This is a genomic window from Pseudoalteromonas espejiana DSM 9414, from assembly GCF_002221525.1.
In the GTDB taxonomy this organism is placed as follows: Bacteria; Pseudomonadota; Gammaproteobacteria; order Enterobacterales; family Alteromonadaceae; genus Pseudoalteromonas; species Pseudoalteromonas espejiana.
In genome coordinates, this window is the sequence record NZ_CP011028.1 from 101075 (window position 1) to 117030 (window position 15956).

15 protein-coding genes are annotated in these 15956 nt (G+C 40.6%); 9 read left to right on the forward strand and 6 right to left on the reverse strand.

Going from position 1 to position 15956, the window contains the following annotated elements:
• Positions 1-18 precede the first annotated feature (18 nt).
• Both lysA and lptM read right to left on the reverse strand, forming a co-directional pair.
• Entirely contained in the window at positions 19-1272 is a 1254-nt protein-coding gene (gene lysA / locus PESP_RS00515; protein WP_089346298.1) for a diaminopimelate decarboxylase, read from the reverse strand.
• The gene (gene lptM, locus PESP_RS00520; RefSeq protein WP_089346299.1) at positions 1273-1464 is read right to left on the reverse strand and encodes an LPS translocon maturation chaperone LptM; all 192 of its coding nucleotides are present in this window, start codon (positions 1462-1464) and stop codon (positions 1273-1275) included.
• Positions 1465-1612: 148 nt separating this feature from the next.
• On the opposite strand from lptM, the gene cyaY reads away from it, so the two are divergent.
• The 8 genes from cyaY (at position 1613) to add (ending at position 11387) form a co-directional block, all read left to right on the forward strand.
• The gene (gene cyaY, locus PESP_RS00525; RefSeq protein WP_089346300.1) at positions 1613-1936 is read left to right on the forward strand and encodes an iron donor protein CyaY; all 324 of its coding nucleotides are present in this window, start codon (positions 1613-1615) and stop codon (positions 1934-1936) included.
• Complete coding sequence (locus tag PESP_RS00530) at positions 1933-2589, forward strand: alpha/beta hydrolase (RefSeq protein ID WP_089346301.1); 657 nt, start codon at positions 1933-1935, stop codon at positions 2587-2589. Before cyaY ends, PESP_RS00530 begins: the two co-directional genes overlap by 4 nt.
• A gap of 22 nt (positions 2590-2611) precedes the next feature.
• Positions 2612-3580, forward strand: a complete 969-nt coding sequence (locus PESP_RS00535) for a DUF2914 domain-containing protein (RefSeq protein WP_089346302.1) — start codon at positions 2612-2614, stop codon at positions 3578-3580.
• A gap of 36 nt (positions 3581-3616) precedes the next feature.
• Positions 3617-4555 (forward strand): hydroxymethylbilane synthase, encoded by a 939-nt coding sequence (gene hemC, locus PESP_RS00540; protein ID WP_089346303.1) that lies wholly within the window; start codon positions 3617-3619, stop codon positions 4553-4555.
• The gene (locus PESP_RS00545; RefSeq protein ID WP_089346304.1) at positions 4556-6388 is read left to right on the forward strand and encodes a uroporphyrinogen-III synthase; all 1833 of its coding nucleotides are present in this window, start codon (positions 4556-4558) and stop codon (positions 6386-6388) included. It begins immediately after the preceding gene.
• Positions 6385-7494, forward strand: coding sequence for a heme biosynthesis HemY N-terminal domain-containing protein (locus tag PESP_RS00550; RefSeq protein ID WP_089346305.1), 1110 nt, complete (start codon positions 6385-6387; stop codon positions 7492-7494). Before PESP_RS00545 ends, PESP_RS00550 begins: the two co-directional genes overlap by 4 nt.
• A gap of 47 nt (positions 7495-7541) precedes the next feature.
• On the forward strand, positions 7542-10232 hold the full coding sequence (locus PESP_RS00555) for a CHASE domain-containing protein (protein WP_089346306.1): 2691 nt from the start codon (positions 7542-7544) through the stop codon (positions 10230-10232).
• A 153-nt stretch (positions 10233-10385) separates the two neighbouring features.
• Positions 10386-11387, forward strand: coding sequence for an adenosine deaminase (add, locus tag PESP_RS00560; protein ID WP_089346307.1), 1002 nt, complete (start codon positions 10386-10388; stop codon positions 11385-11387).
• A gap of 209 nt (positions 11388-11596) precedes the next feature.
• Here the strand turns inward: add and PESP_RS00565 are convergent, their stop codons facing one another.
• The 4 genes from PESP_RS00565 to PESP_RS00580 form a co-directional block, all read right to left on the reverse strand.
• On the reverse strand, positions 11597-12013 hold the full coding sequence (locus PESP_RS00565) for a CBS domain-containing protein (protein ID WP_089346308.1): 417 nt from the start codon (positions 12011-12013) through the stop codon (positions 11597-11599).
• 155 nt (positions 12014-12168) lie between these two features.
• The gene (gene fre / locus PESP_RS00570) at positions 12169-12882 is read right to left on the reverse strand and encodes an NAD(P)H-flavin reductase (RefSeq protein ID WP_089346309.1); all 714 of its coding nucleotides are present in this window, start codon (positions 12880-12882) and stop codon (positions 12169-12171) included.
• Positions 12883-12986: 104 nt separating this feature from the next.
• Positions 12987-14453 carry a 4-hydroxy-3-polyprenylbenzoate decarboxylase gene (gene ubiD, locus PESP_RS00575; RefSeq protein ID WP_089346310.1) on the reverse strand — a complete coding sequence of 489 codons (1467 nt, stop codon included), beginning with the start codon at positions 14451-14453 and terminating at the stop codon, positions 12987-12989.
• A gap of 160 nt (positions 14454-14613) precedes the next feature.
• Positions 14614-14907, reverse strand: a complete 294-nt coding sequence (locus PESP_RS00580) for an MliC family protein (protein WP_089346311.1) — start codon at positions 14905-14907, stop codon at positions 14614-14616.
• Between the two features lie 133 nt (positions 14908-15040).
• On the opposite strand from PESP_RS00580, the gene PESP_RS00585 reads away from it, so the two are divergent.
• Positions 15041-15946 (forward strand): DUF808 domain-containing protein, encoded by a 906-nt coding sequence (locus PESP_RS00585; protein ID WP_089346312.1) that lies wholly within the window; start codon positions 15041-15043, stop codon positions 15944-15946.
• Positions 15947-15956 lie beyond the last annotated feature (10 nt).

Below are 15956 nucleotides of genomic sequence, written 5' to 3' on the forward strand. Positions count from 1 at the left end.
AGGAGTTGACAAAAACGTTTATGGTAAAACTTTTTCACCTTGATAAAGACTTTCTATTGTTTCGCGTTGGCGAATAAGGTGATGCTGCTCGCCATCTACCATTATTTCTGCAACACGTGGGCGTGAGTTATAGTTTGAGCTCATTGTAAAGCCATATGCTCCCGCACTACGTTGGGCGAGTAAATCGCCTTGCTTAAGAGCAAGTTCGCGGTCTTTACCTAAAAAGTCGCCGGTTTCACATACTGGACCAACAATATCAAAGTTATGCGAAGGGGTGTCGTCGCTGCGCACCGATACCGGAATAATCTTTTGCCATGCTTGATAAAGCGAAGGACGCAGCATGTCGTTCATACCTGCATCTACAATGGCAAAAAACTTATCTTGGTTTTGTTTAATAAATTCAACTTGGGTTACTAAAATGCCAGCATTGGCTGCAATAGCGCGGCCAGGCTCAAAAATAAGCTCAAGGTGTTTGTAATTAGCTAAACGCTCAGTTACTTGTGCAGCATATTCACTTGGGTGTGGCGGTTGCTCGTTGTTATACGGCACACCTAAGCCACCACCAATATCTAAATGCGTAAGCTCAATACCGCAGGCTTTTAACTCATCAATTAGTGCCATTAATTTATCTAGCGCTTCTAAGAATGGCCTTACTTCTGTTAGTTGCGAACCTATATGGCAATCAACACCGGTAATTTTTAAGCCCGGTAAAGACGCTGCATGTTGATAAACACTCACAGCTGTTTGAATATCAATCCCAAACTTATTTTCTTTTAAACCGGTAGAAATATACGGGTGCGTTTTAGCATCTATATCCGGATTAACACGAATAGAGATAGGCGCTTCTAAATTTAGCTCGCAAGCCACCTCAGAAATACGCTCAAGCTCCGATACCGACTCAACGTTAAAACATTTAATGCCTAGTTTTAGTGCATAAGCTATTTCGTCAGCGGTTTTAGCCACACCTGAAAAAACCACTTTATTGGCATCGCCACCGGCTTTTATTACACGCGCAAGCTCGCCCTTTGACACAATGTCAAAACCTGAGCCAAGGCGCGCTAAAATATTTAATACTGCAATATTAGAATTTGCTTTAACGGCGTAACACACCAAACTTTTGTGGTTTTTAGTCGCATTAGCAAATGCCAAATAGTGACGCTCAAAAGTAGCACGAGAATACACATAACACGGTGTACCATATTGTTGGGCAATAGCGGCAACGCTCACGTCTTCGGCAAATAATTGGTTGTTTTGGTAGTTAAAATAATCCATTTATTGCTCCTGACTTTGCTGTTTAATGGCCTGTGTTGATGGCGTTGGTTGAGCTGTATTTTGTGGTTTATTTTGCTCAGCCTGCTGCTCTGGTAAATAAAGAGGGCCGCTTTGGCCACAGCCAGCTAATGCGCTTAGTAGTAAAGTACTTATAGATAGTCGTTTTAATTGTAAGGTATGTGTCGCTTTCATTAGATTAATACGGTTGCTGGCTTTATAATCGCAGAGTAACAGAATATCTAAAAAATGCAGCTATTCGCGGATGATTTTATTCCTGTTACACTAGCTGTATATAAACCGTACCCAATACTAGGCAGCTCGCCTGCAAAGGAAAATTACAATGACTGAACACGAATATCACCAATTAGCCGAAGCTCTTATGTTCACTATTGAAGAGCAAGTTGATGATTGCGAAGCAGATTTAGATTATGAATCGGCAGAGGGTATTTTAGAAATTATTTTTGCTGATAAAAGTAAAATTGTAATTAACAAGCAAGCCCCTTTGCACCAAGTATGGGTGGCAACTAAATTTAATGGTCATCACTTTGAAATGCGCGACGGCCAGTGGATTGACAACCGCTCGGGCGCTGAGTTTTGGGAATTTATGAACCAAGCGTCTACTCGTCAAGCTGGTCAAGAAGTTAAGTGGCAATCAAGTTTATGAGTTTGGAATTTGTACAATACCCAGCACAATCAGAGCACAAAGCAACGGTAATTTGGTTACATGGTTTAGGTGATTCGGGGGATGGTTTTGCTCCAGTTGCCCCGCAGCTTAATTTACCGAGTGAGCTAGGTATACGATTTGTATTTCCGCATGCGCCTATTCAACCGGTCACCATAAATGGTGGCATGGAAATGCGCTCTTGGTACGACATTAAATCTATAGAATTAGATAAACGTGCCGATGAACAAGGTGTTAGAGATTCTGCAACAAAAGTAGAAGCCCTTATTGAGCAAGAAATTGAAAGTGGTATACCGGCAAATAAAATTATTTTGGCTGGTTTTTCGCAAGGTGGCGTAGTGTCGCTACATTTGGCGCCGCGTTTTGAGCAAAAGCTCGCTGGTGTAATGGCGCTTTCTACTTATATGTGTGTGCCTGAAAAGCTCACTCATGAAGCAAAGCATACCGATTTAAATGTATTTATGGCGCATGGTAGCCAAGATAACGTAGTGCCGCATAGTGCGGGAAGAAGTGCGTTTGAAGTATTAACAGCACATAACATGGATGTAAGCTGGCAAGAATACCCAATGGCACACCAAGTTTGCGCAGAAGAACTGCAAGCTATTCGCCAATGGTTAATTGCCCGCTTAAGCTAATTTTGGAGCCGCTGAGGTCAATATGAGTCAAAAAATAGTTATTAAAGCAAATGTAAAACGCGAACCACAAAATAGTGTACCTAATGTAAGCTACGAGTGGCATTGGCGTCGTATTGCGAGTGTTTCTATGTTGGTAGCAATGACCTCGGCAGCTGTTGTTTATGGGCTTACCACATCGGTTAACGCAGAGCAGGGCGAGCACCCTAATGAGCAAGAGCAGTACTTAAGCTTTGCCGATAACAACATTCAAAATAATGATGCACTAATTAGTGACCCTGTTATTAATGAGGCACCAAATGACGAAGCTGTTAATAGTAACGAGCAAGTAAGCGAAAGTGAATTAGCGCGCACTGCTCTTTTAACCGAGCTACCACAAGCAACCGATGATGCCCCTTTAAATAACGCTCCACTATCTACAAATACAGCGCCAACCGAGTCGATTGAAGCAATAGATAATAACAGTGCTGAGGTTATCAATAATCAGCAAAGTAATGTTGCTAGTGAGCAAGTTAATGAACAACCTAGTAATCAACCGCTAAATGCCTCTCCTAGTGAACTACTTGCAGAAATACAAAGCGATGATGGTGTACTTACGAGTAGCGAAGGGTTTTCAGCTAATGCTCACATTGCAAGCGTTGCACTTGGCGCGCAAATTGATACTAGTAAAATTAGCCGTGCGGTACTTACCCGTAAAGTAAGTAAGCGTGAGCCAACTAATGTATTTGCTGCTGACATTCGTTTAAATCAGTTTGAAGAAGCACTTTCGTTTTTTAGTGAACTTAAAAATTTACAAGGCCAGCAGGTTAAGCATGTGTGGTCTTTTGAGGGCGAAACCATGGCTGAAATTTCGCTCAATGTAACTTCGCCTCGTTACAGAACGTACTCAACTAAAAATATTATGGACACACAAACAGGCCACTGGCGTGTAGATGTTGTTGATGAGCAAGGTAATTTAATTGCTCAAAAAGAATTTAGAATTTTAGCTGATTAAGCTTAGCTATTCAGCAGTAACTATTTGGATACCCCTATGACAGAAAAAACAAAGTTAGTACGCATTGCAACTCGTAAAAGTGCTTTAGCACTTTGGCAGGCTGAATTTGTAAAGGCACAGCTTGAGCATTTTCATGATGATGTACGCGTAGAGTTAGTCCCTATGTCGACTCAAGGGGATATTATTTTAGATACACCACTGGCTAAAATTGGTGGCAAAGGCTTGTTTGTAAAAGAACTTGAGCAAGCTATGTTAGATGGACGTGCCGATATTGCCGTACACTCTATGAAAGATGTGCCGGTTGAATTTCCAGAAGGTTTAGCGCTGCATACTATTTGTGAACGTGAAGATCCGCGCGATGCATTTGTTTCAAATAACTTTGCTAATTTGAGCGAGTTACCTAAAGGCGCCATTGTAGGTACTTCTAGCCTTCGTCGTCAGTGTCAAGTGAGAGCGCTGCGTCCAGATTTAGAAATTCGTGACTTACGCGGTAATGTAAATACACGTTTAGCAAAATTAGATGACGGCCAATACGATGCTATTATTTTAGCGGCTGCAGGGCTTATTCGTTTAGAAATGGGCGAGCGTATTGCCGATTATATTGAGCCAGAAGTATCGTTGCCTGCCAATGGCCAAGGCGCTGTAGGTATTGAGTGTCGTATTGACGATGACGTAACAAAAGCATTACTTGCGCCGCTTGAGCATACGCAAACACGTATTCAAGTAAATGCAGAACGTGCTATGAACCGTCACTTAGAAGGCGGCTGCCAAGTACCAATTGGTGCTTATGCATTAGTTGATGGTGAGCAAGTTCATTTACGTGGTTTAGTGGGCGCCGTTGATGGCAGCACAATTTTACATGACGAAGTAACCGGCCATATTAATGATGCAGAGAAAATAGGGGTTGAGCTTGCTAAAAAATTATTAGCTCAAGGCGCCGACAAAATTTTAGCCGAAGTTTATAGAGACGCATAAATGACACATATCCTGATAACTCGGCCCGAAGGAAAAGGCGCAGCCCTTGCTCAGCAACTTGAGCAAGCGGGTTATCAGGCGTCGTTGTTTCCTGTTTTAAAAATCACGCATTTCACCCCTTCTAGTGCCGAGTTAAGCCCGCTTTTAAATGCTGATAAAATTATTTTTATATCGCAAGATGCGGTAGTTGCACTTGCTCAATTAAAACCGAATATAAACACTAAAGCGCAATTTTATGCGGTAGGCCAGCAAACGGCAGATACCATTTATGAGCAATTTGGTGTGCGAGCCGCTGTACCTAAGCAGTACGATTCTGAAGGGTTGTTAGCACTAAAGTCGTTAGCCGAAGTTGATGGCAGCAACATAGTATTAGTGAAAGGCCAGGCTGGGCGCCCCGATATTGCAAAAACACTTAAAGAGCGCGGTGCTTTTTTAAATAATTGTGTGGTGTATAAACGCGAGCCAATAGCCGCTGAAAAAAGCAACTGGACAGACCACTGGCAAAGCCTGAAAGTACAAGGTATAGTCATTACCAGTAATGCAGCAGTAGATGCAATATTTAATAACCTAACTGAAAAGCAATTACAGTGGTTACAACAGTGCCGATTTTATGTTGCTAGCGAGCGCATAGCCGCTTATTTACAGCAGCAACAGGTAAGTTTGGCTAATATACACATTGCAGCAGGGGCAAGCGATGACGCTATGTTTTCCTGCATAAAACAGCAAGGTAGCAACATGAGCGAACAATCAAAGCCAGTAACGGCAGATAATAAAACCCCAGCTAAACCAGCTGCACCTTCAAATAAAAAAGAACCTGCAAAAGCAGCGGGTGTGGCAAATAATAACAAGCAAAAAATAAGTAAAGTAGCGGTTGTTGCGCTTATTATTTCGCTTATTGTGGCAAGTGGTGTTGGTTACGAATTTTACCAAAAGTTAAACGCACGTAAGGCGCAAAATGTTGCAGTTAACGAGCTAAGTGAGCAAAACAAGCTGCTTACCCAAGAGCTACAAGCACTTAAATCTGCGCAATCTAATTTGCAGCAAGCACTGTTCAATAGTGAGCAAAAAGTGGCGGCTGCGCTTAGTGAAAGTGCCGAGAATAATCAGCAGCAATTAAAAGCGGCTTTGCAGCAAGCTCAACAACAAGGCGCATCGCTTAACCCGCAAGAGGTTACCAGCTTGCAACGTATGGCTGAATTTAAACTATGGGCTGAAAAAGACTATCAAGGCACACGTGCTGTACTTAAGCGATTAGACGCACTGCTAAGTGAGCACCCAGGTACGGTAGAAGTTCGCCAAGCAATTACGCAAGATATTCAAACGCTAGATAGCTTAAAGCCAATTCCAACAGAGGCTATTTATTTAAAACTTAATAGCGTTTTAACCAATATAGACAACTTAGCTTTTAATGCGGTAAACATTCCTGAAGAAGCTACTCAAGTTGATGAAAATGCATTAAGTGATGATGTAAATGACTGGCAACAAAACCTTAGCAATAGTTGGAATAAACTAGTCGACAGCTTTATCACCATTCGCCAGCACGAAGGGGTCGCTATAGAGCCGTTGATAACCGATCAAGAGCGCCACTTAATTAATCAGCGTATAAAGCTTAATGTAACTCAAGCGCAAGACGCACTTATGAGCAAGCAAGCAAGTATCTATTTTAATGCCTTAAGCGAAGCTAAACGTTTAGTTACTGAGTACTTTAAGCAAGATGATGATGCAACAAAAGTAGTTATTAAAGCACTTACTAGCCTTGAAAAAGAGCCGTTAAACTTTGATCCTAAAGTTGACCTTAAAAGCACTCAGCAAGTGAAGGAGTGGGCACAATGATAGGGCTTATCATATCAATTGTTGCCATTGTTTTAGTACTTGCGGTTACACCGTTTGTACTTGACGAAAAAGGCTATGTATTAATTTCGTTTAACAACACCACGATTGAAGGCACTATTGTGTCGTTTTGTATTATGGCGGCAATTATCGCGGCCGTTTTATACTTAACCTATAAACTCGTGCGCTATTTATTATCAATTTATCATAATACTAAACACGGCTTTTTTGCGCGTAGCGAAGAGCGTAAGCAAGCCGCCATAGAGCAAGCTTTGTGGAGTGCAATTAACGATGACTATGAACACGTAGAAAAAGCATTATCGGGCAATAGCGTGCCAAGTAAGTTTGAAGACATTCGCTTAGCATTACTTGCAAAAGCAGCGCTTACAAATAACCAAGTCGATAAAGCACTGGAGCGTTTGTTTGAAATTAGCCCTGATAACCAATTAAAAGTCGCCAAGTTATGGTTAGCCAGTGGCGATAGCAGCGCAATAGAGTCGCAAATGCGTGCCAGCGTAGAGGCAAAAAAAGCCACTGAACTTGAGCTCAAACTATACGCTGAAATACTTGTACAGCAGCAGCATTTTAGTGCGCTTGAAGAGTTTTTACCGCGCTTACTGCGCAAAAAAGCATTAACTGAGCCGCAGTGGATTCAGTTATTTAGCGCTTATTTTAATGCGCAAAACAGCGATAAACTAACCGAAAAATACAAGCAGTTACCTAAAAAATTACAGGTTCATGCGCATACTGCTTATTTAATGCAAATGGCTAAAGTAGGGCAGCTAGCGGCTATAGAAAGTGATTTAATTAAAATGGTTAAGCACAACGACCAACACACACAGCTCGCCAGTGTTTTAAGCAAGGCTACAACAGCCGAAGCGGTAAAACTGCAAACAAGTATTCAAGAGCGCTTGAAAAAAGACGACACCAACAATGCACTTTTACTTTCGCTTGCTTGTTTAGCTAATGCACAAAGGGATTACGAACTAGCCGCAAAAGTGTTTGATAAAGCGCTGAATAGCGATAATAAAAAGCAATTTAGTGAGCAAGCTGCATTAAGCTACAAAAATACTGCCCAAGCTGATAAAGCCCTCGTTTTGTATCAATAAAGGCTACACTCATTATTTAGCAGCTTTGATGTTCGGGAGCATAGGCGTTGAAACATTTTTTTATTCTTACTTTTAGTTTGGCGTGTGCATATTTTTTTACCGGATACTTTAGTAATTCTCTTTTAGCAATCGACGGCTATGCAGTTGCTGCATGGCCGCCTTCGGGTATTGCGCTGGCGAGCTTTTTAATTTGGGGTAGAAAGTCTCTTTTAGGCTTAGTTTTAGGTGCTTTTTTAACGAATTTAATTCACCTAGAAAACGCTTCAGCATTATTTCAGTTAAGTGTATTTATGCACGCTGCGGGTGTTACCTTTGCGGCTACTTTTCAGGCATGGATAGGTAGCCAATTAGTCACTAAAGTGATTAAAGCGCCACTTGATTTATCTTCTTTAAAACACTGTATTCAAAGCCTCGTTGTTGCCGGACCATTATGCTGTGTTATAGCTGCAGGTGTAGGCACAAGCTTATTACTTTTTAATGGCGTGATCCCAAGTTATGCTGGTTGGGATACCTTTGTGGCATGGTGGATTGGCGACAGTATTGGCGTGCTTGTATTTACTCCTCTTATGCTGGCTGCATTTAATTATTCTCAAGTAAATTACCGCTTGCAGGTGATACTCCCTTCTCTTTTAATTTATGTGTTAATTAGCATTAGCTTTTATGGTGCGGCCAGTGTAAAAAAAGAAAAAAACATACAAAAAGAAGAAGTTAAAATTTTAGCTACGCAAGACGCGATAAATAATAAAATTAATGAAATAACAGCGCACCTAGCGCTTTTAGCTACATTTTTTTCTAGCAGTGATGATGTAAGCTTTACGGAGTTTAAGCAATTTACCTCTAAACAACTTAGCTATAGCCAAGATATTTTGGCGTTTGAATGGGTTCCATATTTACCTAATAAACGCGTTACGCAATACGTGGAGGCTAATAAAGGTTCCGAGCTTGCTAATTATTACCTTAAAGAAAAAGCAGCAGACGGAGGTTGGCAGCCTGTTACTGCGCGAGATTTTTATTACCCTGTTAAGTACGCGTATCCTTTTAAGGGCAATGAAGATGTAATTGGCTTTGATTTAGCATCTAATAAAGTTAGGCGCTCAGCATTAATTAAGGCCAAGGTACTGAATGAGTTGGTATTAAGTGAACCCATTAATCTAGTGCAAAATGAATCTGAGCGAGGGGTGTTATTTTTTCATCCTGTGTTTGGTAACAATATAACAGAAGATGATTTTAAAGGTTTTGCAGTAGCCGTAGTTAGTTTAGAGCGGTTATCTGAATCGCTTTTGATTGAGCAAAATAATAATGTTGCAGTGAGCTTTACAGACACTACGTCCGAGGATAACGCTCAACCTATTTTTACTGCTAACCACCAACAAATGTTTCCTTTAAAAGATTATAAGTTATTGGTAGGTAAGCGAGTATGGCAGGTCGAGTTGTATCAACCACAGCAAAGGGAGTCGTGGTTTATATATTGGCTAGCGCAAATAGTAGGTATGCTCTTTGTTTGGCTACTTATTACGTTTTTAATATCAGTAACTAGCACTAACATTCGTATACGCGAACAAGTAGCCAAACAAACTAAAAGCTTACGTTTAGAAAAACAAAAAGCAGATGAAGCTAACCAAATTAAAAGCCAATTTTTAGCGAATATGAGCCACGAAGTTCGTACCCCAATTAACGGTATTAAGGGGCTACATTACTTAGCTTTGCAGCAAAGTGATTGGCAACAAGCTCGCAGCTATATTGAACAAGCCGATGGCGCACTTGGCGTATTGCTTAGAGTGTTAAATGATGTGCTCGATTTTTCAAAAATGGAAGCAGGCAAACTCGACCTAATTCAAGAGCCAATAACGGTAAGCTCGCTTACCGAGGAAGTGGCTAATTTACTGCAGTTTGATATTGAGGCTAAGTCACTAGAATTTAATATTGATTACGATACATCAAGTAACTTAGTAATAGACACCGATCCGATTAGATTAAAACAAGTACTGCTAAATCTAATTAACAATGCAATTAAATTTACAGCTAAAGGCAGTATAACGCTCAAAGTATGGCAATCTAAAAAGATGACCTATTTTAGTGTTAACGATACGGGCATAGGTATAAGTGCAGAGGCACAAAAACAACTATTTAAGCCATTTTCACAAGCCGATAGCTCTACATCACGCCAGTATGGTGGAACAGGTTTAGGATTAAGTATTTGCAAAAAATTGGTTGAATTAATGGGTGGTGCTATCGATTTAACAAGCCATGAGGGTCATGGCTCTACGTTTACATTTAGCCTGCCAATTTACTCTCCGTTACCTAAAGCAGAGCAAATAAAGCAGCAGTACGATGATATAGATGTAAGTACGTTATCGTTTGAAAACTACACACTATTACTCGTAGAAGACAACCCATTAAATCAGCATGTAGCGAGCGCTATTTTAAAAACCAAAGGTTGCATTGCGGATATTGCTAACGATGGCTTTGAGGCAATTGAAAAGCTAACAGAAAATACTTACGATTTAGTGCTTATGGATATACAAATGCCAAAAATGGATGGCCTTGAAGCAACCCGAGTGATTCGTAATGAGCTTGGTTTGGTCGACCTACCAATTATTGGGTTGTCGGCCAATGCGCACGATGACGATGTAAAAAAAGCGGTTGCTTGCGGCATGGATAATTATATTACTAAGCCAATTGAAGCAAATACGTTATTTAAAACCCTGTGGCACCACCTCTCTTATAAAAATAAGTGAATACGCAGTTAGCGCAGCGCGAGCTAATTTAGTTCACTTTTTGAGTAAAAAGCAGACATATGACCGCTAATATATTCTTTAACTGCTCTACACTTGAAAAATAACTGTACCTGCGTATCATGCGCGCAATTTTAACCTAACCGAGTAGCTATTATGATAAATAAAAAATTACCTCTGCTAGATATCCATCGTCATTTAGATGGCAATGTACGTGCGCAAACCATATTAGAGCTTGGTCGTCAGTTTAATATAGAGCTACCCGCAGATAACGTTGATGCGCTTATTCCTCATGTGCAAGTGATTGATCCTGAGCCAAACCTGATGGCTTTTTTACAAAAGCTAGACTGGGGGGTTACTGTTTTAGGTGATTACGATGCATGTAGACGTATAGCCGTTGAAAATATAGAAGATGCTCAAGCCCAAGGGCTTGATTATGTAGAACTTCGTTTTAGCCCATACTATATGGCACAAAGCCAAAGTTTGCACCCGCAAGGTGTTGTTGAAGCTGTGGTTGATGGCATTAAATCAGCAACGCAGGGCGCTAATATTAAAGCTAATTTAATTGGTATTTTATCGCGTACTTACGGTGTTAAAACGTGTCAGCATGAGCTTGATGCATTACTCGCTTTTAAAAATGATTTAGTGGCAGTTGATTTAGCCGGTGATGAAATAGGCTTTCCTGGAGAATTATTTGTAGATCACTTTAAACAAGTTCGTGATGCTTATTTAGCTTCAACTATTCATGCGGGTGAAGCGCTAGGTGCGCCGAGTATTTGGCAAGCAATTAACGAATTAGGCGCAAGCCGAATAGGCCACGGCGTAAAAGCCATTGAAGATGCTAAATTAATGGATTACTTACGTGATAACCATATTGGTATAGAGTCGTGCTTAACCAGTAACATTCAAACAAGTACTGTAAATGATTTAACTAAGCATCCGCTTAAACAATTTTTAGACCACGGTATTTTAGCGTGTATTAATACAGATGACCCAGCGGTTGAAGGTATCGAAATTGAACACGAGTACTTAGTTGCAGCGCCAAAAGCGGGACTATCGCAAGCCGATATGGAAAAAGCGCAGGTAAATGCACTTGAAATAGCCTTTTTAAGTGACAGTGAAAAAAGTGCATTAAAAGAGAGTGCTGCAACACGATAAGCCTCATTTATTGTTTAATTGGCGCTTAATTTTATTGCGGTAAAATTTGGAGTTAATAAGGAAAAAAGTTGTTATTTACTTACTCTATTTAAGGTGCTGTAACGCAGTTAGTGCCTAGTTGAGCCACCTAAAATAGTTATGATTAGCTCGAACTACTATAAATATAAACAAGTAAAAATGCCGCTATAAAGCGGCATTGTTAGTATTTGTTAGCTTACTTTTGTTTGGCAACTAACATAATTATCAAACAGGGCTTTTAAAATATCACTTCGGCCTATAAGGCCTATTACGGTGTCACCTTCTACAACAGGGTAGTTTTTTGGCTTTCCTGTTTTCATTTGTTCGGCAAGCTCAATAATATTGGTATCGGCATCTACGGTTACTACATTGGTTTGCATAAGCTGCGACACTTTAACTACTCCATCACAAAAGTAGCTGCTTTGCATTAATGGTTTTAATAACTCCTGCTCCGATATAAATCCGACAAGCGATTTATTATCGTCAAATACTGGTGCGCCTAATAATTTAAACTTTTGTAGTTCACTAATAGCGGTTGTCATTTCTGTATTTGGGGTAATGTGTGGCAACTTACGTTGCATAAAATCTTTTACTTTTGTATTTAGCATTAGGGTCTCTCCCGCTGATGTTCTATACAAAGTATGGTTTATAGATTGGAATTTAGGAAATTGTTTATATTGATGAGTTTAATAGGTTTAGCCAATTGAATATTTTATTCTGATAATAAAAAAGGCACATTAAGTGCCTTTTTTTATTGCTTTGCTTATTTTATAAAGGCAAATGCATCGGCGTACATATTTTCACGAATGGCACCGTGAGCAATAAAGTCATCGCGCACTATGCCAATCATATCAAAGCGACCAGCCATATAAATATCATAAGGTTCAAGGGATACAATATCTTCCATCACTGCTTTGTGAACAAAGCCTGTGTGACCTTGCCATTTAGCCGACGGGTTTTCTACTACAGGAATAAACTCAAAGTGTTCGTTGCTGTCGGCCCAAGCTTGCATTTCTGTGTGAGCATACAGCGCAGATTCTTCTTTTACACCCCAGTAAAATAATACTGGGCGGTCGCAGTTAATTTCAGCTAAATGATCGGCCATTGATTTTGCGTAAGAAAACCCTGTGCCGCCAGCCAGTAAAATAATTGGGCGTTCGCACTGTAGGCGTAATTGCGATACGCCTAAACCTGCTTCAATATCTATAGGAGTATTATTAGCATGGGCACTACGAAGGTGTTCAAGCGATTGCATAGCATATGAGTCAGCACCTGATGCGCCAATGTGAAGTTCTATCTCGTCACATTGTGATGGGCGGCTTGCAATTGAAAATGCACGTTTATCTTTTTCACCTAATACAAGTTGCATGTATTGGCCAGCTTCAAACGTAACAGGTTGTTGAGGCTTTAAAATTACTTTATGAACAAATTCTGTAAGTGGGCTGATGGCAACAACTTCAGCTTTTAATGTTTGCATTTTTTACCTTTTAGCAGCGTTTTCGCAGATATGCAGTTAAGTGGAGCAATATTAACATATCTGCGGGGTTATTTTATAGCCTGTTTATACTGAGGTATAAACGCTTAAAGAATATCAAGACTTTGCCAAATTTCATCAACGCGATCTTTTGTCGCTTTATCCATAACAATAGGCTCGCCCCATTCTCGGGTGGTTTCGCCAGGCCACTTGTTGGTTGCATCCATCCCCATTTTTGAACCAAGCCCTGATACCGGCGATGCAAAATCTAGGTAATCAATAGGGGTGTTTTCTATTAATGTAGTGTCGCGTGCTGGGTCCATACGAGTTGTAATAGCCCAAATTACATCTTCCCAGTCGCGTGCATTAACATCGTCATCGCATACAATTACAAATTTTGTATACATAAACTGGCGTAAAAATGACCATACACCCATCATTACGCGTTTAGCGTGGCCAGGGTATTGTTTCTTCATGGTAACCACGGCCATACGGTACGAACACCCTTCTGGTGGTAAGTAAAAGTCGACTATTTCAGGGAACTGCTTTTGTAATATAGGCACAAACACTTCGTTTAATGCTACGCCTAAAATGGCTGGCTCATCTGGCGGGCGGCCGGTAAAGGTGCTGTGGTATATAGGGTCTTTTCGGTGAGTTAAATGGGTAACCGTCATCACTGGGAAGTCGTCTACTTCATTGTAGTAACCGGTGTGATCGCCGTACGGCCCCTCTGGTGCCATTTCACCCGGCATTATATAACCTTCAAGTACAATTTCGGCGCTTGCAGGTACTTGTAAATCGTTAGAAACAGATTTTACAACTTCGGTTTTACTACCACGTAATAAGCCTGCAAATGCATATTCGCTTAACGTATCGGGCACCGGTGTTACTGCGCCTAAAATAGTAGCTGGGTCTGCGCCTAATGCCACCGATACAGGGTAAGGCTCGCCTGGGTTTTCTTCACACCATTCTTGAAAATCAAGCGCGCCACCACGATGCGATAGCCAGCGCATAATAATTTTGTTTTTACCTAATAGCTGCTGGCGGTAAATACCTAAATTTTGACGCTTTTTATAAGGACCTTTAGTAACCGTTAATCCCCAAGTAATAAGCGGTGCAGCATCACCTGGCCAGCAATGCTGAATAGGTAATTTAGTTAAATCAACCTCATCACCTTGTAAAATAACTTGCTGGCACGGCGCTTTTTTAACTTCTTTGGCCGGCATATTAAGCACTTGTTTAAAAACAGGGAGTTGGCCTAATGCTTCTTTAATCCCTTTTGGTGGCTCTGGCTCTTTTAAAAAGGCGAGTAACTTACCTACTTCGCGAAGTTCGCTGACATCTTCTTGGCCCATTCCCATAGCTACTCGTTTAGGTGTACCAAACAAGTTAGCAAGCACAGGCATGCTGTGTCCTTTAGGGTTTTCGAACAATAATGCCGGGCCTTTTGCACGCAATGTACGGTCGGCTATTTCGGTCATTTCAAGATACGGGTCGATTTCTTGGGTAATGCGTTTAAGTTCGCCTCTTTTTTCCAGCAAATCGATAAAATCACGTAAATCTTTGTATTTCATTATGGGCCGCTATTAAGCAAAAAGTTAAAGTATTATACCCAACTAAACAGCAAATGCATGCGCAGTTATTTAGCAAAGGCGATGGTTAAAGCTTGGCTAGTATTACGCAGGGTAATAAAAAAAGGATTAGTAGAATAAGACTTTTATAGGCAGTATCACGCTATTGCAAGTTAGCGTTTGTTAATTTGCAGCGGTATTTATTGCCAGATATAAATAACATGGCTTCATTCGCCTTTGACCAAAACAACACGCGTTCACTAATGTACTTTGCTCCAGAAGCGCTGGGCTCTTTTGTTAACGAATAGGCCTGCTCATTTAAGGTAAGAGTTGCAGCCTCATTTTGAGTTGTTAGCTCTACAGCGTGGTTATTACATAAATAGCGGGTACTCGTAGACTCGTTGTCACAGGCAGATAAAAAAAACATACCTATAAAAATAACCCCGAGAGCTTTCATTAATATCCCCTAACTAAGTTTGGTGTGAGCAAATGTTGCTACTTTTAATCAGCATAACAAAGCAAAATTAACCGTTGGTGAAAATACCGGATTAAGCTATGTTGATAGCATTATTTTTTAGCTAGGAAGCAACATGGCAGGTACTAACCTTTTAACTTTACTCGACGATATAACTACGCTACTTGACGACATTGCCACAATGAGCAAAGTTGCCACAAAAAAAACAGCGGGTGTTTTAGGTGATGACCTCGCACTTAATGCGCAGCAAGTAACGGGTGTAGCCGCCGAGCGTGAACTGCCGGTAGTTTGGGCAGTAGCAAAAGGCTCGTTTTTAAACAAAGCAATTTTGGTACCCGCAGCATTATTAATTAGCGTGTGGTTACCTTGGCTAATTACACCGCTGCTTATACTTGGCGGGTTGTTTTTGTGTTTTGAAGGCGCTGAAAAAGTATTTGCTCGGTTTTTACCTCATCATGAAGAAGTAACAGATGAAGATGAAAAGCTCGATTTAGTTGAGTACGAAAAACAAAAAGTAAAAGGAGCAATACGTACCGACTTTATCCTCTCTGCGGAAATTATAGTAATTACGTTAGGTACTGTTGCTGGAGCAACCTTAATAAACCAAGCACTGGTGTTATGTGTAATCGCTATTTTAATGACCGTAGGCGTGTACGGTTTAGTAGCAGGCATTGTAAAACTTGATGACGCAGGTTTGTATTTACTTAATAAATCAAAAGAGTCGGGTAATAAATTTAAAGAGCTACTTGGCAAAGGTTTGTTAGCTGCGGCGCCAAGGTTAATGCAGTTTTTAGCCTTTGCGGGCACGGTTGCAATGTTTTTAGTGGGTGGCGGGATTTTATCTCACGGTATTGCGCTACTTCATCATTGGCAGCTTGAAGCAACTAATATTGGTAAGTCATTACTAAATGGTACCGGTGAAGTGTTAGCCCCTGTTATTTTTGATGGCTTGCTGGGTATAATAGCTGGGTTAGTTATTGTAGTAATACACCAAATTTATACGAGAATATTCAAAAAGTAATGCCCCAAAT

Coding starts and splice junctions, on each gene's coding strand:
- lysA (WP_089346298.1), bottom strand. CDS start 1,272: ATGGATTATTTTAACTACCAAAACAACCAATTATTTGCCGAAGACGTG.
- lptM (WP_089346299.1), bottom strand. CDS start 1,464: ATGAAAGCGACACATACCTTACAATTAAAACGACTATCTATAAGTACT.
- cyaY (WP_089346300.1), top strand. CDS start 1,613: ATGACTGAACACGAATATCACCAATTAGCCGAAGCTCTTATGTTCACT.
- PESP_RS00530 (WP_089346301.1), top strand. CDS start 1,933: ATGAGTTTGGAATTTGTACAATACCCAGCACAATCAGAGCACAAAGCA.
- PESP_RS00535 (WP_089346302.1), top strand. CDS start 2,612: ATGAGTCAAAAAATAGTTATTAAAGCAAATGTAAAACGCGAACCACAA.
- hemC (WP_089346303.1), top strand. CDS start 3,617: ATGACAGAAAAAACAAAGTTAGTACGCATTGCAACTCGTAAAAGTGCT.
- PESP_RS00545 (WP_089346304.1), top strand. CDS start 4,556: ATGACACATATCCTGATAACTCGGCCCGAAGGAAAAGGCGCAGCCCTT.
- PESP_RS00550 (WP_089346305.1), top strand. CDS start 6,385: ATGATAGGGCTTATCATATCAATTGTTGCCATTGTTTTAGTACTTGCG.
- add (WP_089346307.1), top strand. CDS start 10,386: ATGATAAATAAAAAATTACCTCTGCTAGATATCCATCGTCATTTAGAT.
- PESP_RS00565 (WP_089346308.1), bottom strand. CDS start 12,013: ATGCTAAATACAAAAGTAAAAGATTTTATGCAACGTAAGTTGCCACAC.
- fre (WP_089346309.1), bottom strand. CDS start 12,882: ATGCAAACATTAAAAGCTGAAGTTGTTGCCATCAGCCCACTTACAGAA.
- ubiD (WP_089346310.1), bottom strand. CDS start 14,453: ATGAAATACAAAGATTTACGTGATTTTATCGATTTGCTGGAAAAAAGA.
- PESP_RS00580 (WP_089346311.1), bottom strand. CDS start 14,907: ATGAAAGCTCTCGGGGTTATTTTTATAGGTATGTTTTTTTTATCTGCC.
- PESP_RS00585 (WP_089346312.1), top strand. CDS start 15,041: ATGGCAGGTACTAACCTTTTAACTTTACTCGACGATATAACTACGCTA.